Annotated in this window: 27 protein-coding genes; 15 read left to right on the top strand and 12 right to left on the bottom strand. The window is 67.0% G+C overall.

From position 1 onward, the window contains the following. Window positions 1-73: 73 nt before the first annotated feature. Window positions 74-397 carry a DUF3392 domain-containing protein gene (locus tag N0B71_RS10325; RefSeq protein ID WP_017520106.1) on the top strand — a complete coding sequence of 108 codons (324 nt, stop codon included), beginning with the start codon at window positions 74-76 and terminating at the stop codon, window positions 395-397. Between the two features lie 44 nt (window positions 398-441). Continuing rightward, window positions 442-696, top strand: coding sequence for a hypothetical protein (locus N0B71_RS10320; protein ID WP_017520105.1), 255 nt, complete (start codon window positions 442-444; stop codon window positions 694-696). Window positions 697-877: 181 nt separating this feature from the next. Here N0B71_RS10320 and N0B71_RS10315 read toward each other — a convergent pair whose 3' ends face one another. From N0B71_RS10315 to N0B71_RS10295, 5 genes are all read right to left on the bottom strand, one after another. Next, entirely contained in the window at window positions 878-2,224 is a 1,347-nt protein-coding gene (locus tag N0B71_RS10315; protein ID WP_259758774.1) for a DUF1329 domain-containing protein, read from the bottom strand. Window positions 2,225-2,392: 168 nt separating this feature from the next. Further along, window positions 2,393-3,064, bottom strand: a complete 672-nt coding sequence (gene trmB / locus N0B71_RS10310; protein WP_259759522.1) for a tRNA (guanosine(46)-N7)-methyltransferase TrmB — start codon at window positions 3,062-3,064, stop codon at window positions 2,393-2,395. Between the two features lie 263 nt (window positions 3,065-3,327). After that, on the bottom strand, window positions 3,328-4,134 hold the full coding sequence (locus N0B71_RS10305) for a thiazole synthase (RefSeq protein ID WP_259758772.1): 807 nt from the start codon (window positions 4,132-4,134) through the stop codon (window positions 3,328-3,330). A 54-nt stretch (window positions 4,135-4,188) separates the two neighbouring features. After that, the gene (thiS, locus tag N0B71_RS10300) at window positions 4,189-4,389 is read right to left on the bottom strand and encodes a sulfur carrier protein ThiS (protein ID WP_205338666.1); all 201 of its coding nucleotides are present in this window, start codon (window positions 4,387-4,389) and stop codon (window positions 4,189-4,191) included. Window positions 4,390-4,490: 101 nt separating this feature from the next. Further along, on the bottom strand, window positions 4,491-4,859 hold the full coding sequence (locus tag N0B71_RS10295; protein WP_259758769.1) for a DUF423 domain-containing protein: 369 nt from the start codon (window positions 4,857-4,859) through the stop codon (window positions 4,491-4,493). Window positions 4,860-4,925: 66 nt separating this feature from the next. Between N0B71_RS10295 and mtgA the strand changes: the two genes are divergently transcribed. Continuing rightward, complete coding sequence (gene mtgA, locus N0B71_RS10290) at window positions 4,926-5,612, top strand: monofunctional biosynthetic peptidoglycan transglycosylase (protein ID WP_259758767.1); 687 nt, start codon at window positions 4,926-4,928, stop codon at window positions 5,610-5,612. Window positions 5,613-5,717: 105 nt separating this feature from the next. Here the strand turns inward: mtgA and N0B71_RS10285 are convergent, their stop codons facing one another. The 5 genes from N0B71_RS10285 to ftsY all read right to left on the bottom strand — a co-directional run bounded on the left by N0B71_RS10285 (window position 5,718) and on the right by ftsY (window position 10,549). Beyond that, window positions 5,718-6,332 (bottom strand): hypothetical protein, encoded by a 615-nt coding sequence (locus tag N0B71_RS10285; RefSeq protein ID WP_259758765.1) that lies wholly within the window; start codon window positions 6,330-6,332, stop codon window positions 5,718-5,720. A gap of 82 nt (window positions 6,333-6,414) precedes the next feature. After that, window positions 6,415-7,269 carry an RNA polymerase sigma factor RpoH gene (gene rpoH / locus N0B71_RS10280; RefSeq protein ID WP_259758763.1) on the bottom strand — a complete coding sequence of 285 codons (855 nt, stop codon included), beginning with the start codon at window positions 7,267-7,269 and terminating at the stop codon, window positions 6,415-6,417. A gap of 111 nt (window positions 7,270-7,380) precedes the next feature. Continuing rightward, entirely contained in the window at window positions 7,381-8,391 is a 1,011-nt protein-coding gene (gene ftsX, locus N0B71_RS10275) for a permease-like cell division protein FtsX (RefSeq protein WP_259758761.1), read from the bottom strand. Next, complete coding sequence (ftsE, locus tag N0B71_RS10270) at window positions 8,391-9,062, bottom strand: cell division ATP-binding protein FtsE (protein WP_259758759.1); 672 nt, start codon at window positions 9,060-9,062, stop codon at window positions 8,391-8,393. The genes ftsX and ftsE overlap by 1 nt, the downstream gene beginning before the upstream one ends. After that, window positions 9,059-10,549 (bottom strand): signal recognition particle-docking protein FtsY, encoded by a 1,491-nt coding sequence (gene ftsY / locus N0B71_RS10265; RefSeq protein ID WP_259758757.1) that lies wholly within the window; start codon window positions 10,547-10,549, stop codon window positions 9,059-9,061. Before ftsY ends, ftsE begins: the two co-directional genes overlap by 4 nt. Before the next feature lie 191 nt (window positions 10,550-10,740). On the opposite strand from ftsY, the gene N0B71_RS10260 reads away from it, so the two are divergent. The 4 genes from N0B71_RS10260 to N0B71_RS10245 all read left to right on the top strand — a co-directional run bounded on the left by N0B71_RS10260 (window position 10,741) and on the right by N0B71_RS10245 (window position 14,896). After that, window positions 10,741-12,111: a M16 family metallopeptidase gene (locus tag N0B71_RS10260; RefSeq protein WP_259758755.1), complete on the top strand. Its 1,371-nt coding sequence runs from the start codon at window positions 10,741-10,743 to the stop codon at window positions 12,109-12,111. Next, a complete protein-coding gene (locus N0B71_RS10255) occupies window positions 12,104-13,615 on the top strand; it encodes a M16 family metallopeptidase (RefSeq protein ID WP_259758753.1) in 1,512 nt (503 codons plus the stop codon). Before N0B71_RS10260 ends, N0B71_RS10255 begins: the two co-directional genes overlap by 8 nt. After that, complete coding sequence (gene rsmD / locus N0B71_RS10250) at window positions 13,615-14,226, top strand: 16S rRNA (guanine(966)-N(2))-methyltransferase RsmD (protein WP_259758752.1); 612 nt, start codon at window positions 13,615-13,617, stop codon at window positions 14,224-14,226. Before N0B71_RS10255 ends, rsmD begins: the two co-directional genes overlap by 1 nt. A gap of 106 nt (window positions 14,227-14,332) precedes the next feature. Beyond that, window positions 14,333-14,896, top strand: a complete 564-nt coding sequence (locus N0B71_RS10245) for a hypothetical protein (RefSeq protein WP_259758749.1) — start codon at window positions 14,333-14,335, stop codon at window positions 14,894-14,896. 6 nt (window positions 14,897-14,902) lie between these two features. On the opposite strand, the gene N0B71_RS10240 is transcribed toward N0B71_RS10245, so the two are convergent. After that, complete coding sequence (locus N0B71_RS10240; RefSeq protein WP_259758747.1) at window positions 14,903-15,256, bottom strand: hypothetical protein; 354 nt, start codon at window positions 15,254-15,256, stop codon at window positions 14,903-14,905. 101 nt (window positions 15,257-15,357) lie between these two features. Here N0B71_RS10240 and N0B71_RS10235 point away from each other — a divergent pair, with 101 nt between their 5' ends. Then, window positions 15,358-16,353, top strand: a complete 996-nt coding sequence (locus tag N0B71_RS10235; protein ID WP_259758745.1) for a hydrolase — start codon at window positions 15,358-15,360, stop codon at window positions 16,351-16,353. Between the two features lie 82 nt (window positions 16,354-16,435). Beyond that, the gene (locus N0B71_RS10230) at window positions 16,436-16,852 is read left to right on the top strand and encodes a GNAT family N-acetyltransferase (RefSeq protein WP_259758743.1); all 417 of its coding nucleotides are present in this window, start codon (window positions 16,436-16,438) and stop codon (window positions 16,850-16,852) included. Between the two features lie 258 nt (window positions 16,853-17,110). Here the strand turns inward: N0B71_RS10230 and N0B71_RS10225 are convergent, their stop codons facing one another. Continuing rightward, entirely contained in the window at window positions 17,111-17,764 is a 654-nt protein-coding gene (locus N0B71_RS10225; RefSeq protein WP_259758741.1) for a TetR/AcrR family transcriptional regulator, read from the bottom strand. 231 nt (window positions 17,765-17,995) lie between these two features. Here N0B71_RS10225 and N0B71_RS10220 point away from each other — a divergent pair, with 231 nt between their 5' ends. The 6 genes from N0B71_RS10220 to N0B71_RS10195 all read left to right on the top strand — a co-directional run bounded on the left by N0B71_RS10220 (window position 17,996) and on the right by N0B71_RS10195 (window position 24,701). Next, window positions 17,996-19,426 (top strand): coniferyl aldehyde dehydrogenase, encoded by a 1,431-nt coding sequence (locus tag N0B71_RS10220; protein WP_259758739.1) that lies wholly within the window; start codon window positions 17,996-17,998, stop codon window positions 19,424-19,426. A 48-nt stretch (window positions 19,427-19,474) separates the two neighbouring features. Next, complete coding sequence (locus N0B71_RS10215; RefSeq protein ID WP_259758738.1) at window positions 19,475-20,020, top strand: twin-arginine translocation pathway signal protein; 546 nt, start codon at window positions 19,475-19,477, stop codon at window positions 20,018-20,020. A 40-nt stretch (window positions 20,021-20,060) separates the two neighbouring features. Continuing rightward, the gene (locus tag N0B71_RS10210; protein WP_259758736.1) at window positions 20,061-21,656 is read left to right on the top strand and encodes a GMC family oxidoreductase; all 1,596 of its coding nucleotides are present in this window, start codon (window positions 20,061-20,063) and stop codon (window positions 21,654-21,656) included. 347 nt (window positions 21,657-22,003) lie between these two features. Next, window positions 22,004-22,483, top strand: a complete 480-nt coding sequence (gene coaD / locus N0B71_RS10205) for a pantetheine-phosphate adenylyltransferase (protein WP_024767001.1) — start codon at window positions 22,004-22,006, stop codon at window positions 22,481-22,483. 139 nt (window positions 22,484-22,622) lie between these two features. Next, complete coding sequence (locus N0B71_RS10200) at window positions 22,623-22,874, top strand: YfhL family 4Fe-4S dicluster ferredoxin (RefSeq protein ID WP_207885708.1); 252 nt, start codon at window positions 22,623-22,625, stop codon at window positions 22,872-22,874. Between the two features lie 123 nt (window positions 22,875-22,997). Next, window positions 22,998-24,701, top strand: coding sequence for a gamma-glutamyltransferase family protein (locus N0B71_RS10195; RefSeq protein ID WP_259758732.1), 1,704 nt, complete (start codon window positions 22,998-23,000; stop codon window positions 24,699-24,701). The last annotated feature ends 16 nt before the right edge of the window (window positions 24,702-24,717 follow it).

The following is a 24,717-nucleotide window of genomic DNA, read 5'->3' as shown; positions in this document are numbered from 1 at the left end:
GAGCAGCAGCGGGCGACGCTGCCGTCGCCCGCCGTGTACACTCCCCGGCGACTCTGAACCCCAAGGAGCCCCCATGGACTTCGCGCTCGACCTGATTGCCAACGTCTCCCGCTGGTGCCGCGGCCATCTGTCCGACATCGCCCTGGCGATCATGGCCACGGTGCTGGTGCTGTTCGGCCCGGCGATCAACGCCTGGGTCCAGCAGCGCATCGGTAGCCTGAACTTCGTCTTCCGCACCCTGCTGTTCGTGCTGATCTGCGCCGTCGGCTACGGCCTGGCGATGGTCTTCGTCACCCCGTGGCTGGCCAAGGGGCTGGGTTATTTCAACAACTACACCCTGGCCCCCGTCCTGCTGCTAGTGTTCTTCGTGATTGGCATGATCGCCGACCGCAGCTGACCTGCGTTCCTCCGGCGGTTGGCCAGCAACCCGCCGGAGGGCACATGAAGCCGATCAAGCATCTCTACCTGCACTTCTCCGATGGCCAGCGCCTGGCGCTGCGCTTCCCGCAACAGAGCGACGACCCCGCCGAGGTGGCCCGCGGCATCCGCAAGCAGATGGAATCGCCGGTCATCAGCATCGAGGTGGACGGCGACCTGCTGATCATCCCGCGCACCAGCATCAAGTACCTGCAGATCAGCCCGGCGCCGATGCGCATGCCGGAGACGACGGTGCTGGGCGCCGAGCTGATCGAGTGACATGCGCTATCGAAACCGGGACGCCGCCGAGAAAGGAGCTTTTCGTAGGAGCGAGCTTGCTCGCGAACAGGCTCCCTGACCGCGCCGAGGTCGGGGCGGTTCGCGAGCAAGCTCGCTCCTACAGTCCCTCACCCCATCGTGCGGATAGACAAAGGCCGCCTTTCGGCGGCCTTTGCGGGGCTCAGTTACCCTCGCGGCGCAAGGCCTGCGGGGTGAAGTCGCGCGGGCCCAGCGGGGCCTTGAAGTCGTACATCGGCTCGTTGTTGTCCAGGCCGTCGACGAAATAGCGCGCCCCCTCGAAGTCGTACAGCGCCTCCAGGGTGCTGAGCACCATGGGCACGTCGTAGTAGTTGATCGGGTGCACTTCCTGGGCGCGGATCAGCTTGCCGTCGGCGTTGTAGATGTCCGAGGCGAGGATCTGCCAGCTGTCCTCATCCAGGTAGAACCGGCGCTTGGCGAACGGATGGCTCATGCCCTTGCGCAGGGTCGCCTCGACCACCCAGACGCGGTGCGGCTCGTAGCGCAGCAGCTCGGGATTGAGGGTCTTGGTCTTGAGGATATCCGCATAGGGAATGCCCTTCTGGTGCACCGCGTAGCTGTTGTAGGGCACCAGCATCTCGCGCTTGCCCAGCAGCTGCCACTCGTAGTGGTCCGGCGCGCCGTTGTAGACGTCCACGGTGTCGGCGGTGGCCAGGCCGTTGGTGTCCGGCTGCAGGGTGTCGTAGGCCAGGCTCGGCAGGCGGCGCACGCGGCGTTCGCCGCTGTTGAAGCGCCAGGCCTTGCGGATCGACAGCACCTGGTCGATGGTCTCCTGCACCACCAGCGCGGAGCCGGCGAGCTTCGCCGGGGCGACGATGTTGTACTTGTAGTAGAACAGCGTGTTGTTCAGGTCCTGCGGGGTCATGCCCTCGCGGCCGTAGTTGAAGTACACGTAGCGGTCGAGCTTGAGCAGGTTGTAGCTGCCGTTGGCGAGCACGGCGGCCTGGTTGGTCACCATGTGAATCTGCTCGCCCCGGTAGCGCATGATGTGGTTCCAGATGGCTTCCAGCCCCGTCCTGGGCATCGGGAACGGCACGCCGGCGGCGGCGCCCTGCACACCGTTACCGTCGGCGATAAGCTCGGCATTCTCGGCGTTGAGGCGGGTGGCGTCATAGATGCGCTGGGGCAGCGAGGCACTGCGGCGGCTGGGGAAGACGCGCAGGTAATAGTCGGGGTTTTCCTGCAGCAGCGCCTGGGTGCCGGGCGTGAGCAACGCCTGGTACTGCGCCAGGTTCCGGCTGTCGACCTTGTACTGCACGGCATCGGCGGCATAAGGATCGAGGTGGTGGGTGCCGGGCTGGTAGCCCGCCGGGGCGGTGGTGATGCCGCCGGTCCATGCGGGGATGGTGCCACTGGCGTTGCCGGCCATTTCCGCCCCCATCGGCGTCAGGTCGCGGCCCAGTCGAGCGGCCTGGGTGGCATCGACTTTCGCCTGCGCCGGCAGGGCCCACGCCCCCGCCATCAGCAGTACAGCAAGTTTCTTCAACACAGCAGACTCCTTTGCGACGGACTCCTGTCCGTCACTCTTATTTTCGTCCGCGGCGGTTGCCGCTTTTTATTCAGGAGGTGAGGGTGGCCCTGCGGGCCTGCCGGGTGGTCCCGGTCTATAGGGTGTTCATCCGTGAAAAAGGCCTGCGGTGCAGGCCTTTCTTGCAGATCAGTCGACGCGCTCGAACTTGAGGTCCCAGACACCATGGCCGAGCCGCTCCCCGCGGCGCTCGAACTTGGTGACCGGGCGCTCTGGCGGGCGCGGTACATAGGTATTGTCCGCCGACAGGTTGCGATAGCCGGGTGCGGCATTCATCACTTCCAGCATGTGCTCGGCGTACTGCTCCCAGTCGGTGGCCATGTGCAGCACGCCGCCGACCTTGAGTTTCTGCCGCACCAGTTCCGCCCAGGCCGGCTGAACGATGCGACGCTTGTGGTGGCGCGACTTGTGCCACGGGTCCGGGAAGAACAGCAGCAGACGGTCGAGGCTGGCATCGGCGACGCAATCGCGCAGCACTTCGATGGCATCGCAGCTGTAGACGCGAATGTTGGTGAGGTTCCGCGTGAGCATGCCGTTGAGCAGCGCGCCCACCCCGGGACGGTGCACTTCCACGCCGATGAAATCCTGCTCCGGCGCGGCAGCGGCCATTTCCAGGGTGGCGTGGCCCATGCCGAAACCGATCTCGAAGGTGCGCGGCGCCTGGCGGCCGAACACCTGGTCGAAATCCCGCAGACCGTCGGCCAGCTCCAGGCCGAATCTCGGCCAGCCCTGATCGAGGCCGCGCTGCTGGCCTTCGGTCATGCGCCCGGCGCGCATCACGAAGCTCTTGATGGCGCGCATCGGACGGTTGTCGGCGTCGGCCTGGCTCTCTGGCTGATTCTCGGAAATGTCACTCATGACTCGAACCTTGGAGGTAAATGCACACGCGGACCGGCTGCTTCTGGCAAACCGGCCCGCGTGTCGGTGTCTATTAAATGCCTGCCAACGATCTCGCGAGCTAGCGCGGAACTAGGCGAAAAGTGGAGCGGGAGCGGAGTTTACACGCAGTAAATGAGCATCCCGCATCACTTTTCAACGACGCTCCGCCGACGCGCAGCAGATCGTTAGTTGATCAGGCCCGTCATCGGCGACGACGCGCTCGCATACAGCTTGCGCGGCATGCGGCCGGCCAGGTAGGCCAGGCGGCCCGCGACGATGGCGTGCTTCATGGCCTCGGCCATCATCACCGGGTTCTGCGCGTGGGCGATCGCGGTGTTCATCAGCACGGCCTCGCAGCCCAGCTCCATGGCGATGGTGGCGTCGGAGGCGGTGCCCACCCCGGCATCCACCAGCACCGGGACGCTGGCTTCCTCAAGGATGATGCGCAGGTTGTACGGGTTGCAGATGCCCAGGCCCGAGCCGATCAGGCCGGCCAGCGGCATCACGGCGATGCAGCCGATCTCGGCCAGTTGGCGGGCGATGATCGGGTCGTCGCTGGTGTACACCATGACATCGAAGCCGTCCTTGACCAGCACTTCGGCGGCCTTGAGGGTTTCCACGACGTTGGGGAACAGGGTCTTCTGGTCGGCCAGGACTTCCAGCTTGACCAGGTTGTGGCCATCGAGCAGCTCGCGGGCCAGGCGGCAGGTGCGCACGGCTTCGACCGCGTCGTAGCAGCCGGCGGTGTTCGGCAGGATGGTGTAGCGATCCGGCGGGATCACGTCCAGCAGGTTCGGCTCGCCCGGGTTCTGGCCAAGGTTGGTGCGGCGCACGGCAACGGTGACGATCTCGGCGCCCGAGGCCTCGATGGCGACGCGGGTCTCTTCGAGGTCCTTGTACTTGCCGGTGCCGACCAGCAGGCGCGAGTTGTAGGTGCGACCAGCCAGGGTGAAGGGCTTGTCGACCGGCAGGTGGGAGGAAGCTTGGCTCATCGGATCACTCCTGAAGGGAAGGCGGGCGGGGCCTGAAAGTCTGGGAGGCGGCTGCTAGCCGCCGCCGATGGCATGCACCACTTCCACCTGGTCGCCTTCGCTCAGCGCGGTGGCGGCGTGCTGGCTGCGCGGCACGATGTCCAGATTGAGCTCGACCGCGACACGCTTGCCGGTGAGGTCGAGACGCTCGAGCAGATTGGCGACGGTGTGGCCGTCGGGCAGCTCGAAAGGTTCGCCGTTCAACTGAATACGCATGGACGGGACGGTCGTTGCTGGAGGGGGTCGGCATTCTAGCCCGATCACGGCGGATGACCAAGGTTCCGCGGCGCCGCACTCGGGCTTTTCTGACGTCCGGGTCAGCCCAGCTGGAAGGCCGCCACCAGCAGCAACGCCCAGCCGATCAGGAAGAACAGCCCGCCGATCGGCGTGATGATGCCGACGCCAAGCCCAGCCAGGGTCAACAGGTACAGGCTGCCGGAGAACAGCAGGATGCCGACGGTGAAGGCCCAGCCGGCGAGGCTGACCAGGGTGCCGCCGATGTGCGCCGAGAGCAGCGCCACGCCGAACAGCGCCAGGGCGTGCAGCATCTGGTAGTGCACGCCGGTCTGAAACACCGCCAGGTACTCGGGCGTGAGCTTGCTCTTCAGGCCGTGGGCGGCAAAGGCACCGAGGGCGACGCCGGTGAAGCCGAAGAACGCGGCGAGCATCAGGAAAGTACGCAGCATCGGGAAGCTCCAGACAGGTGAGTGCCGCTATAATGGCCCGCTCATCCGCCCCGGGCAAAGCCTCGCATGCGAAACCTGCTCCGCCGCCTGTTCAAGATCGCGCTCTGGTTCGTCGCCATCAGCGTGGCGCTGGTCATCGTCCTGCGCTGGGTGCCGCCGCCGGGCACCATGGTGATGGTGGAGCGCAAGGTCGAATCCTGGTTCAACGGCCAGCCCATCGACCTGCAGCGCAGCTGGCGCCCCTGGGAGGAATTGCCGGACAGCCTCAAGCTCGCGGTGATCGCCAGCGAGGACCAGAAGTTCGCCGAGCACCACGGCTTCGACGTGCCGGCGATCCAGAAGGCGCTGGCGCACAACGAGCAGGGCGGCAGGGTGCGCGGTGGCAGCACCATCAGCCAGCAGGTGGCGAAGAACGTCTTCCTCTGGACCGGCCGCAGCTGGGTGCGCAAGGGCTTCGAGGCCTGGTTCACCCTGCTGATCGAAACCTTCTGGTCCAAGCAGCGGATTCTCGAGGTGTACCTCAACAGCGTGGAATGGGATGCCGGCGTGTTCGGTGCCCAGGCCGCCGCCCAGCACCACTTCGGCGTCGATGCCAAGCGCCTGTCGCAGCAGCAGGCCAGCCTGCTGGCCGCCGTGCTGCCCAACCCGCGCAAGTGGAGCGCCGGCAAGCCCGGCCCCTACGTGCGCCAGCGCGCCGCGTGGATTCGCCAGCAGATGTGGCAGTTGGGTAGCGAGTATTTGCAGCGGCTGTAGATCGCTGGTGTGGCCGCTGGAGACTCCTGAGCACGGCTATTTCCCTCTCCTTGAGGGGAGAGGGCTGGGGAGAGGGGCTCTTCCTGGCCTAGTCAGCAGAAAAAGTCAGGGCGCCTCACCAGCCTTGAACGTATTGCGCGGCACCACCCGTACCCATTGCAACGTGCCGTCGCGATGCAGCAGTGTCAGGCCCTTCTCCGGATAGACCCAGGCCTCGCCGCCATCCACCTGCAGGCGCAGGCGCGGGTCGCCCAGGCTCACGGCAAGACGACCGATCGCCAGATCCTGCTGGGGCGCCAGCGCCAGCTCCGACACCGGCTTGTTGCCCAGTTGCGCCATCAGTTCGGCACTCAGGGGCTGGTCCTTGCTGGACGGCTGCATGCCGGTGGCCTTGGCCAGGCTGGCGTGCTCGGCATCGCTCAAGGCCAGCTCCGCCTCCACATGCCAGAGCCCCTCCTCCGTGGCCAGCTTGCCGCGGTAATGCAGCTGCGGGCCATCCTGGCTCGCGGTCAGCCACAGCTCGCCGGGTTGCTGGCCCTGCAGGTCGTCGAGGGTGAGCGTGTCGTCGGCCAGCGGCTCGAAGACCTTTTCCTTCCAGTCGTTGAACCACTGCGGCGGCTTGGGCGGCGCGGAAGTGCGGGCGACCCAGGAACCGAGGCCGAAGGCCAGCAGGGCGATGACCAGGAAGAACATCCCGTGGACGGGACGCAGGCGCGGCATGGGATTCTCCAGACGCTGAATGCGGACAGAAAAAAACCGCACCAGGGTGCGGTTCGCGACTCGCAGGGCGCGTCGAAGCCGATCAGGCCTCGATGCGACCCTTGAGTTTGTTCATCGCGTTCTTTTCCAGCTGACGAATCCGCTCGGCGGACACGTTGTACTTGGCCGCCAGGTCGTGCAGGGTCGCCTTCTCCTCGGCCAGCCAGCGCTGGTAGAGGATGTCGCGGCTGCGCTCGTCCAGGCCTTCCAGCGCCTCGTGCAGGCTGGCGGTGGAGCTGTCGCTCCAGTCCGCTTCCTCCAGCTGGCGCGCCGGGTCGTAGCGATGGTCTTCCAGGTAATGCGCCGGGGACTGGTAGGCGCTCTCGTCGTCGGCATCCGCCGCCGGGTCGAAGGCCATGTCCTGCCCGGTGAGACGGCTTTCCATCTCGCGGACTTCGCGGGCCTCGACGCCGAGGGTTTCCGCGACACGGTGAACTTCGTCGTTGCTCAGCCAGGCCAGTTTCTTCTTCTGGCTGCGCAGGTTGAAGAACAGCTTGCGCTGCGCCTTGGTGGTCGCGACTTTCACGATCCGCCAGTTGCGCAGGATGAACTCATGGATCTCCGCCTTGATCCAGTGGACGGCGAACGACACCAGGCGCACACCCATTTCCGGGTTGAAGCGCTTCACGGCCTTCATCAGGCCGACGTTGCCTTCCTGGATCAGATCGGCCTGGGACAGGCCGTACCCGGAGTAACTCCGGGCGATGTGCACGACGAAGCGCAGGTGCGCCAGAACCATTTGCCGTGCCGCTTCCAGATCTTGCTGATAGAAGAGGCGTTCGGCCAGTTCGCGCTCCTGCTCCGGCGTCAGCAGCGGAATGCTGTTCACCGAGTGCACGTAGGCTTCCAGGTTCGCACCGGGAGCCAGGGCATAGACAGGTTGCAGAGAAGTGGTCATGCGAATCCTCCGATTCACGAAACTCGCGCAGTGTAGCACTGCGAAATCTGACTGCAAGCGGGTGTAAAAGTTCCTTTACACCCGCCTAAGCCCCCGGAAAATCAGGGGGTTTCAGCGCGGCGCCAATTCGCGCAGGTGGCGTGCCACGGCCAACCAGGCACCGATCCAGCCCAGCAGCACGGCGCCGACAGTGAGCGACAGGCCATCGTCGATGGGCACGCCCGACAGGCCGAAATCACTGCCGTACAGCCCGGCCAGGTTGACCACGGAGCTGTTCAGCCAGTCCAGGCCAAAGGCCAGCAGGGCCCAGGACAGGATGCCCGCACCGAGGCCGTACAGCGCGCCCATATAGAGGAAGGGACGACGCACGTAGCCATCGGTTCCACCCACCAGCTTGATGACCTCGATTTCGTTACGGCGATTTTCGATGTGCAGACGGATGGTATTGCCGATGACCAGCAGCAGGGTCAGGACCAGCAGGATGGTCAAGCCGAAGACGAAGCGGTCGCCCAGCTTGAGGATCGCCGACAGCCGCTCGACCCACACCAGGTCCAGCTGCGCCTGTTGTACACCGGGCAGCTCCGAGAGCCGTTGACGCAGGGCATCCAGCTGGGCCTTGTCGATCTGCTTGGGCGTTACCGAGATCACGGCCGGCAGCGGGTTGTCAGGCAATTCCTTCAATGCTTCACCGAGACCGGACTGTTCCTGCAACTCTTTCAGCGCATCGTCGCGGCTGATCAGCTGCGCCTCGATCACGTCGGGCATTTTCTCGATCTGCTCGCGCAGTTCCTGGCCCTGGGTCTCGCTGGCCTTGAGGTCGAGGAACAGAGAGATCTGCGCGGCGCGCTGCCAGGAGCCGCCAAGGCGCTCGACATTGTTCAGCAGCAGCGACAGCCCCATGGGCAGGCTCAGGGTGATGCCCATCACCAGGCAGGTGAAGAAACTGCCGAAGGGGTGGCTGACCAGGCGGTGCAGACTGTCCAGCAGGCTGGCGCGGTGGTTCTCCACGTAAGCCGCGAGGGACGCGCTGTGGTCCTGGTGTTCGTTGTCGTCGGGCCGCTCGCGCGTGTTGCGCTGCGGGGTGCCTTCTTCCTCGCCGCGAGGCAGGTCATTGGCGCTCATCAGGCGTTCTCCTCACGGTCGGCGATGATGCGGCCGCGCTGCAGGGTGATCATCCGGTGGCGCATACGCGCGATCAGCGCCAGGTCGTGGCTGGCGATCAGCACGGTGGTGCCCAGGCGATTGATGTCTTCGAACACGGACATGATTTCCGAGGCCAGGCGCGGGTCGAGGTTACCGGTGGGTTCGTCGGCGAGCAGCAGGGCCGGGCGGTGCACCACGGCGCGGGCGATGCCGACGCGCTGCTGCTGGCCGGTGGAGAGGTCGGAGGGCAGGTCCCCGGCCTTTTCCTTGAGGTTCACCCGGTCCAGCGCCGCTTCGACGCGGTAGGCGATGTCCGCCTTGGGTAGGCCGAGGATCTGCATCGGCAGGGCGACATTGTCGAACACGCTGCGATCGTTGAGCAGCTGGTGGTTCTGGAACACCACGCCGATCTGCCGGCGCAGGAAGGGAATCTGCGCGGTGGAGATGCGCGAAACGTCCTGCCCGCCGAGCAGCAACTTGCCGGTGGTGGGGCGCTCCATCGCCAGGATCAGCCGCAGCAGGGTGCTCTTGCCGGCGCCGGAGTGGCCAGTGACGAACATGATCTCGCCGCGGTGCACGCGGAACGAGATCTCGTGCAGGCCGACATGGCCGTTGGGGTAGCGCTTACCAACCTGCTCGAAACGGATCATGCGATTTCCCGGGTCTCGAAGAGGGCACGGACGAAGGCATCGGCTTCGAAGGTTCGAAGGTCGTCGATCCCTTCGCCGACACCGATGTAGCGGATCGGCAGGCCGAACTGCTTGGCCAGGGCGAAGATCACCCCGCCCTTGGCGGTGCCGTCCAGTTTGGTCAGGGCCAGGCCGGTCAGTTCCACGGCATTGTTGAACTGCTTGGCCTGGTTGATGGCGTTCTGCCCGGTGCCGGCGTCCAGCACCAGCAGGACTTCGTGGGGAGCCGTCTCGTCCAGCTTGCCGATCACCCGGCGCACCTTCTTCAACTCTTCCATCAGGTTGTCCTTGGTGTGCAGGCGACCGGCGGTGTCGGCGATCAGCACGTCCACGCCACGGGCCTTGGCGGCCTGCACGGCGTCGAAGATCACCGAGGCGGAATCGGCGCCGGTGTGCTGGGCGATCACCGCGATGTTGTTGCGCTCGCCCCAGACCTGCAGTTGCTCGACGGCGGCGGCGCGGAAGGTGTCGCCGGCGGCCAGCATGACCTTCTTGCCATCCTGCTGCAGCTTCTTGGCCAGCTTGCCGATGGTGGTGGTCTTGCCCACGCCGTTCACGCCGACCACGAGGATCACGTAGGGCTGCTTGTCGCGGGTGATGGTCAGCGGCTGCTCGACCGGGCGCAGCAGGGTCGCCAGCTCTTCCTGCAGGGCCTTGTACAGCGCCTCGCTGTCGGCCAGTTCCTTGCGCGCCACGCGCTTGGTCAGGTTCTGCACGATGGTGGTGGTGGCCTCGACGCCGACGTCGGCGGTCAGCAGGCGGGTTTCGATCTCGTCGAGCAGGTCGTCGTCGATGGCCTTCTTGCCCAGGAACAGGCTGGCCATGCCCTCGCCCAGGCTGGCGCTGGTCTTCGACAGGCCCTGCTTGAGGCGCGCGAAGAAGCCCAGCTTGGCCGGTTCGCTGGCGGCAGGCCTGGCCTGCGGCTCGGGCTCCGCTGCGGGTGGCGCGGCAGGCTCGGGCTCAGGCTCAGGCTGGGCGATCACGACAGGCGCTTCGGCAACCGGCTCGGGCTGCGCGGGCGCGGCAATGGGGGCCGGCGCGACCGGCGGGGCGACTGGCTGCGGCGCCTCGGCAATGACCGGCTGCGCAACGGGTGGCGGCTCAGGTTGTACGGCGGGCTGCGGTGCGGGTTGAGCAACAGGCTGCGGCTCAGGTTGAGGAACCGGCTGCGCCAACGGCTCGACCGGCACGCTGGCCGGGACCACATCGACTATCGGTTCGGGCGTGGGCTCGGGAGTCGGCTCGGCGCGCGGCGCGACCGGCTCGGCCTGGGCGGCAGGAGCCTGCTCGGAAGCGACAGCCGGCTCGGCGGCGGCTGGCTGTTCGGCCTGCGGCGCGGCGTCGGCTACGGGCTGCTCCTCGGCCTGGGGCTTCTTGCGCCACCAGCCGAACAGACCCTTCTTCTCCCCGGCAGGCGGGGCCTTCTTGTCGTCGTTGGAACCAAACATGTAGGGATCGAATCTCTAGGGGACGCCACGGAAACAGGCAGCTAAAACGCCTCGAAACAGCTTTGAGAAGCCCTGAACGTGGCCGCCCGGAAAACGGATGGGTATCCTAGCATCTCCTCGCCCGCCGGGGTTAAGAGGCTGGCCGCCAGCCTGCATAGACCCCGCGGACAGCCCGAAAGGTTCAGTCCACGATGAAAACCCTTGCACGCCGTCACGCCGGCCTGCTGCTTGGTTCCCTGTTGCTGCCGCTGATGGCGAGCGCCGCAGAGCCACAGCCCACCCACGAATACACCCTGGATAACGGCCTGAAGGTCGTCGTCCGCGAGGACCACCGCGCCCCGGTGGTGGTCTCCCAGCTCTGGTACAAGGTCGGCTCCAGCTACGAGACGCCCGGCCTCACCGGCCTCTCCCACGCCCTGGAGCACATGATGTTCAAGGGCAGCCGCAAGCTCGGCCCCGGCGAGGCGTCGCTGGTGCTGCGCGACCTTGGCGCGGAAGAGAACGCCTTCACAACTGACGACTACACCGCCTATTACCAGGTACTCGCCCGCGACCGCCTGCCGGTGGCGCTGGAGCTGGAAGCCGACCGCATGGCCCACCTCGCCCTGCCGGCCGACCAGTTCAAGAGCGAGATCGAGGTCATCAAGGAAGAACGCCGCCTGCGCACCGAGGACAAGCCCAGCGCGCTGGCCTTCGAGCGCTTCAAGGCCGCCGCGTACCCCGCCAGCGGTTACCGCACGCCGACCATTGGCTGGATGGCCGACCTGCAGCGCATGACCATCGACGACCTGCGCCACTGGTACCAGGCCTGGTACGCGCCGAACAACGCCACCCTGGTGGTGGTCGGCGACGTCACCGGCGACGAGGTGAAGGCCCTGGCGCAGAAGTACTTCGGCGAGATCCCCCGGCGCGACCTGCCCGCCGCGCGCAAACCGCTGGAACTGGCCGAGCCGGGTGAACGTCGTCTCACACTGCACGTGCGCACCCAGCTGCCCAGCCTGATCATGGGCTTCAACGTGCCGACCCTGGGCAGCAGCGACGACGCCAAGTCGATCAACGCCCTGCGCCTGATCTCGGCGATCCTCGATGGCGGTTACAGCGCCCGGCTGTCGGCGCGCCTGGAACGCGGCGAGGAAATCGTCACCGGTGCCTCGGCGTCCTACGACGCCTTCTCCCGTGGCGACGGGCTGTTCTTCCTCTCGGCCACTCCGAACGTGCAGACCGGCAAGACCCTCGACCAGGTCGAGGCCGCGCTGTGGAAGCAACTGGAGGACCTGAAGCAGAACCCTCCCAGCCAGGAAGAAATGGAGCGCGTGCGCGCCCAGGTCATCGCCGGGCTGGTCTACGAGCGCGACTCCATCGCCGGCCAAGCCAGCACCATCGGCGAGCTGGAAAGCGTCGGCCTGGGCTGGCGCCTGGCGGACAAGGACCTGGAAGCCATCCAGGCGGTTACTGCCGACGACATCCAGCAAGCCGCCCGCACCTACTTCACCCGTTCCCGCCTGACCCTCGCCCAGGTCCTGCCGGAAGTCGCCACCGACAAGGAGCCGAGCCATGAGTGAACGCAATGGCCTGCGCTACGGCCTGGTCGGGCTGATCGTCATCGCGCTGATCGCCGGACTGGTGCTGTTCGTTTCCCGCCCTGCCGCCGACACCGCGGCAGCCGCGCCCGCCGCCACGCAACCGGCCCCCGCCGGGACGGCCGCCCCCACCGGCCTGCAATCGCTGGCCGAAGCCGCCGGCAAGGCACCCAGCCACCGCACATTGAACATCCAGCAATGGCAGACCGCCGAGGGCGCCCGCGTGCTCTTCGTCGAAGCCCATGAGCTGCCGATGTTCGACCTGCGCCTGACCTTCGCCGCCGGCAGCAGCCAGGACGGCGAGCACTTCGGCCTGGCCATGCTGACCAACGCCATGCTCAACGAAGGCGTGCCCGGCAAGGACACCAGTGCCATCGCCGCCGGCTTCGACGACCTGGGCGCCAACTTCGGCAACGGCTCCTACCGTGACATGGCGGTGGCCAGCCTGCGCAGCCTGAGCGAACCTGCCAAACGCGATGCCGCGCTGGCGCTGTTCGACCAGGTGATCGGCCAGCCGACCTTCCCCGAGGAAGCCCTGGCGCGCATCAAGAACCAGATCATGGCCGGCTTCGAGTACCAGAAGCAGAACCCCGGCAAGCTGGCGGGGCTGGAGCTGTTCAAGCGGCTCTATGGTGACCATCCCTACGCCCATTCCAGCGACGGCAACGAGCAGTCGGTGCCGAAGATCACCGTCGCCCAGCTGCGCGCCTTTCACCAGAAGGCCTACGCCGCCGGCAACGTGGTCATCGCGCTGGTCGGCGACCTGACCCGCGAGCAGGCCGAAGCCATCGCCGCCAGCGTCTCCCGGGCCCTGCCCAAGGGCCCCGCCCTGCCGGCGCCGGGCGAGCCGCAGACGCCCAAGGCCGGCATCACCCACATCGAGTTCCCGTCCAAGCAGACCCAGCTGATGCTGGCGCAACTGGGCATCACCCGTAACGACCCGGACTACGCCGCCCTCTACCTGGGCAACCAGATCCTCGGCGGCGGCGGCTTCGGCACCCGCCTGATGGACCAGGTGCGCGAGAAGCGCGGCCTGACCTACGGCGTGTACTCCGGCTTCACCGGCATGCAGTCGCGCGGGCCGTTCACCATCGGCCTGCAGACCCGCGCCGAAATGAGCGAAGGCACCCTAAAGCTGGTCCAGGACATCGTCCGCGACTACCTCGACAAGGGCCCGACGCAGAAGGAACTGGACGACGCCAAGCGCGAGCTGGCCGGCAGCTTCCCGCTGTCCACCGCAAGCAACGCCGACATCGTCGGCCAACTGGGCGCCATCGGCTTCTACAACCTGCCGCTGGATTACCTGGAGACCTTCCTCAGCCAGGTCCAGGGCCTGAGCGTGGAACAGGTGAAAGAGGCCATGCGCCGCCACCTCGACCCGGACGCCTTCGTCATCGTCACCGCCGGCCCCACCGTGCCGCAGCAACCGCTGCCGCCGCCCACCGACAAACCCGCCGCGCAGCCCGCCGGCGTACCGGAGCACTGATGAGCAAACGACCCGGCGGCGCCCCGCGCGCCGCACACAAGCCCCACGGCGGCCTGGGCCAGCTGCGTATCATCGGCGGCGAGTGGCGCAGCCGGCGCTTCGCCTTCCCCGACGGCCCGGGCCTGCGCCCGACGCCGGACCGGGTGCGCGAAACCCTGTTCAACTGGCTGGCCGCCTACGTCCCCGGCGCCCGCGTGCTCGACCCCTTCGCCGGCAGCGGCGCGCTGTTCCTCGAGGCGCTGTCCCGCGGTGCCAGCGCGGGTCTTGCGCTGGACACCAACGGCGAAGCCGTGGCCGCCCTGCGCACCACCCTCGATACGCTCAAGTGCGGCAACGGCCAACTGCTGATGACCGACTCGCTGCGCTACCTCGACGCCCCGGCCTCCCAGGTTTTCGACCTGGTCTTCCTCGACCCGCCGTTCCACCAGGACCTGCTGCAGAACACCTGCCGCCTGCTGGAGGAACGCGGCTGGCTGGCCAAGGACGCCTGGATCTACACCGAGAGCGAAACCGTCCCCTCCAGCCTCGGCCTGCCCGGCAACTGGCGGCTGCACCGGGAGAAGACGGCAGGGTCGGTGCATTACGCGTTGTGGCAGCGGGAAGGTGTCTGAACGGGACTCGAACCGTTGCAGAACAGGCAACGGTTCGCCTCCTGAAGGACCCCGGTGTTCCGAAGAAAAACCTCACCACCCACCTACGGCTAAGGACAGCTGACGCATGACCCCCACCCACCTCTCGATCCGCGAACAACTGCTGGCGCTGGACGAACCCTGTTTCGAACAGCCCGCCAGTGACTGGGCCGGCGACATCGCCCTGCCCGGCGAGCTGGAGCGCTTCTACCGCGAAGTCGGCCCGAGCGACTGCACCCTGGATACCGCCGGCAACCCCTTCTTCATTCCGGCGCTGGCACGGCTGTGGCAACAGCAGGCCGGCTATCGCTGGCACGGCCTTACCGGCGAGCGCCTGGCAGGGTGGAGCGATGACTGGATCGTGGTGGCGGACCAGGGGGCCGACCCTTTCATCCTCGAATGCTCCAGCGGGCGCATCCTCTTCGACCAGCACGGCGGCCCGTGGGCGCCGGTGCCGATGTTCGACGATCTCTGGCAGATGACCGCCTGCCTCGCCACCTTCGCCCGCGTCTGGCGCGGCGCAGGGGAGGACATCTTCGCGGAGGATTACAGCGTCAATCCGGTCTACCGCCGCGAGCTAGTCGATCAACTGGCGCAGGTGCTGGGCGACGCCCGCCGCGCGGAAGGCCTGGCCGACGAATTTGGCTGGTGAGCCGGCTCAGATCGACTTGCCCACGTCGACGGTGCTGGTGCGCACCAGCTCCACGCCATCGACCACCATCTTCCATTGGTTGCCGTCCTGGTAGGGCGGCTTCGATACCTTGAAGCGGGTGTCGAACGGGCCGAAGCCCACCGTGAAACCGTCCGATTCGTAACGCTTGATCGGCGCCTCGATGGACTTCGACGTGCTTCCGGACACGCGCTTGTAGGCGACTCGACCGTCGGCGGTGATCAGCAGGCTCATCTGCGGCGCCGTCCACAGGCCGACATACGACTGCTGCGCCTGGGGCACCGGTTCGCCGCAGGCGGCCAGCCAGAGCGCCAGGCTCAAGGCCGCGATTCTCTTCCACATCGTGCTCACTCCCTTTTCCGTGCATTGGCTATGCACAACACATCCATGGCGGGGCCGACTTGGCGTTACTATCGCAGCTTGTCCGCCCCATTCGATCCGTGATGACTATACCCTCCCCGTTCAAACCCGCCTGGTGGCTGCCCGGCCCGCACCTGCAGACCCTCTACGGCTCGCTCCTGCGCAAGGCGCCCAGCCTGGAGCGCAGCCGCGAGCGCCTGTGGCTGGAGGACGGCGATTTCATCGACCTCGACTGGCACGGCCCGCACGAGGCGGACGCGCCGCTGGTGCTGGCGCTGCACGGGCTGACCGGCTCGTCGTCCTCGCACTACATCCTCGGCCTGCAGCAACAGCTGGCGGCGCAGGGCTGGGCCAGCGTGGCGCTGAACTGGCGTGGCTGCTCGGGCGAATCGAACCTGCTGCCGCGCGGCTATCACTCCGGCGTCAGCGAGGACCTGGCCTCGGTGGTCGCCCACGTCCGCGCCAAACGGCCGATGGCGCCGCTGTACGCGGTGGGCTATTCGCTGGGCGGTAACGTGCTGCTCAAGTATCTGGGCGAATCCTCGGAGAACTGCCCCTTGAAAGGCGCGGTGGCGGTGTCGGTGCCCTTCCGCCTGGACCAATGCGCAGACCGCATCGGCATCGGCTTTTCCAGGGTCTACCAGGCGCACTTCATGCGGGAGCTGACGGCCTACGTGCAGACCAAGCGCCAGGCCTTCGCCAGTGCCGGCCACGCGGAAAACCTCGCTGCGCTGGAGCGCCTCGGGCCGCTGGACGGCATGCGCACCTTCTGGGACTTCGACGACCGGGTGACCGCGCCGCTGCACGGCTTCGCCGATGTCCACGATTACTACCGGCGCGCCTCCAGCCGCTATTACCTGGGCGGCATCCGCGTGCCGACGCTGATCATCCAGTCCAGCGACGACCCGTTCATCCATGAACGCAGCGTGCCGCAGCGGGACGAACTGTCCGCCTCGACGCAGATGGAGCTGCTGCCCCATGGCGGCCACGTCGGCTTCATCGGTGGCTCGCCGACGCGCCCGGACTACTATCTGGAGCGCCGCATTCCGCACTGGCTGCTCGAACGGCACGAGGCCTGACTGCGCTGGATCAGCCCCTGGGCATGGCGATGCGGCAGACTGGAACTGCACCCGGATGGAAACGCCAGGAAGGAGCGCCGCCATGCACGACACGCCGCTGACGATTCTGCACAACGAACCCTTGAGCGATGCCCGGTGCGCCGGTATCGCCGCGTTGTACCGCGCCGTGGGCTGGGGCTCGCCCGGCACCCTGGCGGAACTGCGCGACCTCTACGAATTCTCCAGCTACTTCCTGCTGGCTGTGGACGGCGAGCAGGTGCTCGGCCTGCTGCGCGCGGAAAGCGAGACGGCGCAGACCACCTGGCTGGCGGAAATCGCCGTGCTGCCGGGCTTCCAGTCCCGCGGGATTGGCTTGGCGCTGATGGCGCGCTTCCTCGCCGACCACCCGAACCGCACCCTCTATACCGACGCCACCGAGGGCGTGGAGGCGTTCTTCCAGCGCCACGGCATCGCTCTGCGCCGGCCACGAGTGCCGGGGCCGCGCCAGGCGGATGCCTGACGGTTGGACGGGGTGATCGACGGATAACGCTGGCGCGTTATGCGCCCTACGTAACCAGGGCACCTTGCCAAGATAGCCCTGGCTGCGCGCCCCGTTCCTGAGGGAGAGGGAACCATTCGGCGCAGGATGAAACCGATGTATCAGCCGGCAGAATCTGCCCCCTCTCCCTCTGGGAGAGGGCTGGGGTGAGGGACGTGGACCTGCGCAGAAGCTGGGCGTAGGGCGCATAACCGTTCACGGTTATCCGCCAAGTGAGGATCAATCTTCCAGCGGCACGTACAGCCGGTCGAACACCGCCGCCACCGCCTCGCGGAATGCCGGGGCGATGTGCCCGCTTTCCAGCGCCAGCACCTGGTAGATACCACGGCGCATCAGCGCTTCGCTGAGGTCGCCGGCCACCTCGCGGGTAGTGCACAGGTAGCGCACCCAGGACGTGAGGATGATCCAGGCGTTGAGGGTCAGGGCTTCGAGCTGCGGCTCGTCCATCTGCAGGATGCCGGCGTCGACGAAGCCGCGGTAGATCGCCTTGGCGTTGCCCATGGCGCGGCGGGCGAACGAGCGGTAGGCGGCGGCCAGCGCCGGGTCGGAGTCCAGCAGGTGCTCCAGGTCGCGGTGCAGGAAGCGGTAGTGCCACATCGCGGCGAGCAGCGCTTCCAGGTAGAAGGTCTTGTCTTCCACCGTCAGCGCGCGGCCTTCGGGCAGGTGCAGGAACTGGTCGACGTGGCTTTCGTACTCGGCGAACAGCTGGGCGATGATCACCTGCTTGTTGCGGTAGTGGTAGTACAGGTTGCCCGGCGAGATGCCCAGGTGCGCGGCGATGTGGTTGGTGGTGACGCTGCGTTCACCCTGGGCGTTGAACAGCTCCAGGCTGGCCTGGGCGATGCGGTCACGGGTGTTGATGCGTGGTGCCATGCCAAAACTCGTCGAAGCGGATTGCGCGGACGCAAAGGTACACCGATTGCTACCGCCTGACACAACCCCGGGGCGCGCCCAACTTTTCGTTGGCTGGGCCTGGCGGCGCGGAAACGGCATGCTGATTGACACTCTAGAGCAATTGCTCTAAAAATCCAGCGACAGCATAAAAACGCGAAGCATCCCGCACGCCGGCGAGCTTCCCCACCCGCATCCCGCCAGGAGCCCGTCATGGTTGCCGATATCGCCTACCTGCAGCAGACCCAGCAGCAGATCAGCCAGCTGGATACCCTTCTCGACCGCCAGCGCCAGGCCTACCGCGCCAACCCGATGCCCGAGGCCGGCCAGCGCATCCAGTGGCTGAAAAGCCTCGCCAACCTGCTGGTGACCGAGCAGAAGGCGATCATCGAGGCGATCAACCGCGACTTCAGCAACCGCTCCGCCGACGAGACCCTGCTCGCCGAGGTGCTGCCCAGCCTGCACGGCGTACATTACGCGGCCAAGCGCGTGAAGAAGTGGATGAAACCGTCCCGGCGCAGCGTCGGCATGCAGTTCATGCCGGCCTCGGCCAAGGTCATCTACCAGCCGCTGGGCGTGGTCGGCGTGATCGTGCCGTGGAACTACCCGCTGTTCCTCGCCATCGGCCCGCTGACCGGGGCGCTGGCCGCCGGCAACCGGGTGATGATCAAGATGAGCGAATCCACCCCGGCCAGCGCGCAGATGCTCAAGGACCTGCTGGGCAAGATCTTCCCGGAAGACCTGGTCGCCGTGGTGCAAGGCGAAGTGGACGTCGGCGTCGCCTTCTCCAAGCTGCCCTTCGACCACCTGCTGTTCACCGGCGCCACCAGCGTCGGCAAGCACGTGATGCGCGCCGCCGCCGAGAACCTCACGCCGGTCACCCTGGAGCTGGGCGGCAAGTCGCCGGCGATCGTCTCCGCCAGCGTGCCGATGAAGGACGCCGCCGAGCGCATCGCCTTCGGCAAGTCGCTCAACGCAGGGCAGACCTGCGTGGCGCCGGACTACGTGCTGGTGCCGCAGAACCGCGTCGACGAGTTCGTCGAGAGCTACCGCCAGGTGGTCCAGGGCTTCTTCCCGACCCTGGAGAACAACCCCGACTACACCGCGATCATCAACGAGCGCCAGCTGGCGCGCCTGAACGGCTATATCGCCGATGCCCAGGCCCGCGGCGCCACCGTCGTGCCGCTGTTCCCGCAGGCGCAGGGCCGCCGTCTGCCGCAGGCGCTGGTGCTCAACGCGACCGACGAGATGAAGATCATGCAGGAAGAGATCTTCGGCCCGCTGCTGCCGGTGATCCCCTACCAGAGCCTCGACCAGGCGCTCAGCTACATCAACGAGCGCGACCGCCCGCTGGCGCTGTACTTCTTCGGCTACGACAAGCGCGAGCAGGACCACGTGCTGGCCCATACCCACTCGGGCGGCGTATGCCTGAACGACACCCTGCTGCACGTCGCCCAGGACGACATGCCCTTCGGTGGCGTCGGCCCGTCCGGCATGGGCCACTACCACGGCCACGAAGGCTTCCTGACGTTCTCCAAGGCCAAGGGCGTGTTCAGCAAGCCGCGCTTCAACGCCGCGCGGGTGATCTACCCACCCTACGGCAAGTCGCTGCAGAAGCTGGTCTACAAGCTGTTCATCCGCTGACCCACCCGCTCCATCACAGGTGCCATCCACATAGGTGACAGAACAAGAATGACAGACACCTCCCTGAACGCGCCGGGGCTTTCCCGGCGCGGCGTGCTCAAGATCGGCCTGCTGGGCGGGGCCTTCCTCGCCACGGCGGGCGTGACCGCCAGCCTGAGCGGCTGCTCGGCCAGCACCCCGGCCAACGGCTTCGCGGTGCTGCGCGATTCCGACATGCCCTTCCTGCGCGCACTGATCCCGGTGATGCTGGCCGGCGCCGTGCCCGCCGAGCGCATGGCCGAGGCGGTCAAAGGCACCCTCTCAAGCCTGGACAGCAGCCTCAATCACCTCTCCCCGGAAATGCTCAAGCTCACCGTGCAGCTGTTCGACGTGCTCGCCCTGCCGATCACCCGCGGGCCGCTCACCGGCATCTGGGGCAGCTGGGACAACGCCAGCGCGGACGACGTGAAGCACTTCCTCTCGCGCTGGCAGAACAGCTCCATCTCCCTGCTGAAGATGGGCCACAGCTCGCTACTGCAACTGGTGATGATGGCCTGGTACGGCCGCACGGAATCCTGGGGCCATTGCGGCTACCCCGGCCCGCCGAAGATCTGATTTCGCCAGAACAACAAGAATTCGCCGAAAGAGAATCCCCATGCCTGTACCCGATCTGTTCGCCGAGGGCCTGGCCCGCGGCTGGAAAGTCCACAACGGCTCGCGCCTGGACAAGGACCTGACCCTGGAAGCCGACGTCGTCATCGTCGGCACCGGCGCCGGTGGCGGCACCACCGCCGAAGCCCTGAGCGCCGCCGGCTACAAGGTGCTGCTGGTGGAAGAAGGCCCGCTCAAGACCAGCAGCGACTTCAAGATGCAGGAATCCGACGCCTACCCCAGCCTGTACCAGGAAGGCATCGGCCGGATGAGCAAGGATGGCGCCATCACCATCCTCCAGGGCCGCGCCGTGGGTGGCACCACCCTGGTCAACTGGACCTCCAGCTTCCGCACCCCCGAGCCCACCCTGGAACACTGGGCCAAGGAACACGGCGTGAAGGGCCACAGCGTCGCCGAAATGGCGCCCTGGTTCGAGAAGATGGAGCAGCGCCTGGGCGTCGCGCCCTGGATCATGCCGCCCAACGCCAACAACGACGTGATCCGTAACGGCTGCGAGAAGCTCGGCCTGCACTGGAAGGTCATCCCGCGCAACGTCCGCGGCTGCTGGAACCTCGGCTACTGCGGGATGGGCTGCCCGACCAACGCCAAGCAGTCGATGCTGGTGACCACCATCCCGGCGACCCTCGACAAGGGCGGCGAACTGCTGTTCCTCGCCCGCGCCGACCGCCTGCTGCACGACGGCAGCAAGGTCAGCGGCCTGGAATGCTCGGCCATGGACGAGCGCTGCGTCGCCCCCACCGGCCGCAAGATCACCATCAAGGCGCGCCACTACGTACTCTCCGGCGGCGGCATCAACACCCCGGCGATCCTCCTGCGCTCCAAGGCGCCGGACCCGAACGGCCGCGTCGGCCAGCGCACCTTCCTGCACGTGGTGAACTTCAGCGCGGCGACCTTCGACGAGGTGATCAACCCCTTCTACGGCGCGCCACAGTCGATCTACTCCGACCACTTCCAGTGGGACGACGGCGCCGCCGGGCGCATGTCCTACAAGCTGGAAGTCCCGCCGCTGCAACCGGCGCTCAGCGCCACCCTGCTCGGCCGCTTCGGCGAGGACAACGCGCTGCGCATGGAGCAGCTGCCGCACACCAACGTGATCCTGGCGCTGATGCGCGACGGCTTCCATCCCGACAGCGCGTCCGGCTCGGTCAGCCTGCGCGGCGACGACACCCCGGTGCTCGACTACCAGATGACCGACTACACCTGGGACGGTATCCGCCGCGCCTTCCACACCATGGCCGACATCCAGTTCGCCGCCGGCGCCAAGGCCGTGCTGCCGCTGCACGCCGATGCCGGTTATGTGAAGAGCGCCAAAGAAGCCCACGAACTGATCGACGGCCTGAGCCTGGAGCTGTACCGCACCCGCCTGGGCAGCGCCCACGTGATGGGCGGCTGCGCCATGGGCGAGGATCCCAAGCAGTCGGTGTGCGACAGCCTCGGCCGCCACCACCAGCTGGAGAACCTGTCGATCCACGACGGTTCGCTGTTCCCCACCAGCATCGGCGCCAACCCGCAGCTCTCGGTCTATGGCCTCACCGCGCAACTGGCCGATGCCCTGGGCAAGCGGCTCGGCAAGGCCTGACGCGCCATCCGGGCGCCATGCCGGCGCCCTACCAGACCGACGCGCCGAAGCTGAAGGTTCGGGGTAGGAGCGAGCTTGCTCGCGAACAACGTCTCGCCGATACATCGTCGGTGAGCGGTTCGCGAGCAAGCTCGCTCCTACAACGGGAAACCGGGAGAAACCGGGAAAACCGCACGCGCACCCTCTGGCACGGGCGCTGCGCGTGACTCACCGGTCTCCCGCCGGTTTTCGCAGGTAGTCCGTTCACGGAAGCACTACCAAGGTCGCTTGGCCCCACGGACATGCTGCGTTACCATCCGCCCGCTATTGCACCCCGCCTGCCAACAAGAGCCGACCAGGACGCCGCGATGAATCGAGTGTTGTACCCGGGTACCTTCGACCCCATCACCAAAGGCCATGCCGATCTGGTGGAACGCGCCTCGCGACTGTTCGACCAGGTGATCATTGCCGTCGCCGCCAGCCCCAAGAAGAACCCCCTGTTCCCGCTGGAACAGCGTGTGGAACTGGCCCGCCAGGTCACCTCGCACCTGCCCAACGTGGAAGTCGTCGGCTTCTCGACGCTGCTCGCCCATTTCGCCAAGGAACAGAACGCCAACATCCTGCTGCGCGGCCTGCGCGCGGTGTCGGACTTCGAGTACGAGTTCCAGCTGGCCAACATGAACCGCCAGCTCGCTCCCGACCTGGAAAGCATGTTCCTCACCCCGTCGGAGAAGTACTCCTTCATCTCCTCCACCCTGGTGCGCGAGATCGCGGCGCTGGGCGGCGACATCACCAAGTTCGTCCATCCCGCGGTGGCCAGCGCCCTGGCCGAGCGCTTCAAGCGCTAATCGCGCGCCACGAGCCGCCAAGGATGGCGGTTTGCGTCGGCTGACTCCCTGATTGCGTGCACTGCGCGCGCCGATACGGCACAATTTCACCCTTGTTGCTACCGATCGCCACGGCTGCCGCCTTGGTTGGAGTTGTTCGATGTCCCTGAAAATCACTGACGATTGCATCAACTGCGACGTCTGCGAACCCGAGTGCCCCAATGCCGCGATCTCCCAGGGCGAGGAGATCTACGTCATCGACCCGAACCTGTGCACCGAATGCGTCGGCCACTACGACGAGCCGCAATGCCAGCAGGTCTGCCCGGTCGACTGCATCCCCCTCGACGAAAACAACGTCGAGAGCAAGGAACAACTGATGGAAAAGTACAAGAAGCTCACCGGCAAAGCCTGACGTCGCGCGTTTCGACACTTTTTCATTGAGTTCTCACAAACCCGCGGCGTTGTGGATTGTCTATCCTCCACCTTCGCCCCGTTTGGTTTTCCAGCCGGCCCTGCCGGCGGTTCGTGAGATGCCATGTCCCTGTTGAACTCCCGCTCCCGCGCCTCCCTGCTCGGCCTGTGCAGCCTCCTGCTGCTGAGCTTCGCCCTGCATGCCGCGGAACATCCGGCCCAGGCCAGCGTCGCCAGCGCGCACCCCTCGGCTACCGTGGCCGGCCTGGAGACCCTCGCCGACGGCGGTAACGCCTTCGACGCCGCCGTGGCCATCGCCGCCGCGCTGGCGGTGGCCGAGCCCTATGGCTCGGGCCTGGGCGGTGGCGGCTTCTTCCTGCTGCGCAAGGCCGGCAGCCCACCGACCTACCACTTCATCGATGCCCGCGAGCGCGCGCCGCTGGCCGCCCACGCGCGGATGTACGAGCGCAACGGCAAGGTCGACCCGCAGCTGTCGCTCAACGGCCCGCTGGCCGCCGGCATCCCCGGCCTGCCCGCCGCCCTGGCGGACATCAGCAGCCGCTATGGCCGCAAGACCCTGGCGAACAACCTCGTGCCGGCGATCCGCCTGGCCACCGATGGCGTGTCCATCGACCGCGTCTACATCGACCGCGCCTCCTGGCGTCTGGACGCCATGCGCAAGGACCGCGAGACCGCGCGCATCTTCCTCGACCAGGGCAACCTCCCCGAGGAGTACAGCCTGATGCGCCAGCCGCAGCTGGCCAACACCCTGGAGAAGCTGGCGCGCTACGGCCGCATCGGCTTCTACGAAGGCGAGACCGCACAGAAGCTGGTGGACGGCGTGCGCGCCGCCGGCGGGGTGTGGAGCCTGGAAGACCTCGCCAGCTACCGCACCGTGGAACGCCCCGCGCTGCGCTACCCGCTGGCCGACGGCCGCGAACTGATCAGCGCCCCGCCGCCCTCCGCTGGCGGCGTGGCCCTGGCGCAGAGCCTGGGCATGCTGCAGCAACTGCCCTGGCAGAAGGCCGAGCCGGTGCAGCGCGCGCATTACGTGGTGGAAGCCCTGCGCCGCGCCTACCGTGACCGTGGCCTGCTGGGCGACCCGGATCGCGTCGCCAACCCGGTCAACCAGCTGCTCGCCCCGGACTACCTCAAGCGCCTGGCCGCCGGCATCGACCCGCAGCGCGCCACGCCCAGTTCCTCCCTGCCGCCGGCGCCGGCCTGGCGCGAGGGCGACCACACGACCCATTTCGTGGTCATGGACGCCGACGGCAACGCCGTGGCCGCCACCCTCTCGGTCAACCTGCCGTTCGGCGCCGCCTTCACCGTGCCGGGCACCGGCGTGCTGCTCAACGACGAGATGGACGACTTCGCCACCGACGTCAGCGGCGCCAACGCCTACCAATTGGCCGGCAGCCAGGCCAACGCGGTGGCCGCGGGCAAGCGCCCGCTGTCGAGCATGAGCCCGAGCTTCATCGAAAGCCCCAGCGAACTGGCCGCTTTCGGCACGCCGGGCGGCAGCCGGATTCCCAGCATGGTGCTGCTGGCGATGCTGGAGTACCTGGAAGGCAAGCCGGTGCAGCGCTGGGTCGCCGCGCCGCGCTACCACCACCAGTTCCTGCCCGACGTGATCGAGCACGAGCCGCGCGCCTTCAGCGCCGCCGAGATGGCCGACCTGCAACGCCGTGGCTACACCCTCAAGGACGTCGGGCGCGCCTACGGCAACCAGCAGGTGCTGCTGTGGAACAAGAAATCCGGCGAGGTGCAGTCCGCCAGCGACCCGCGCGGCATCGGGCTGGCAACCGAGCTGGCGGCGCCGCTGCGCTGAGCAGGAGTGGCTGATC

The organism is Pseudomonas sp. GCEP-101 (assembly GCF_025133575.1).
Classification (GTDB): Bacteria; Pseudomonadota; Gammaproteobacteria; order Pseudomonadales; family Pseudomonadaceae; genus Pseudomonas; species Pseudomonas nitroreducens_B.
The sequence above is the reverse complement of the archived record's forward strand: the minus strand, read 5'-3'. Positions and strand labels throughout refer to the sequence as shown.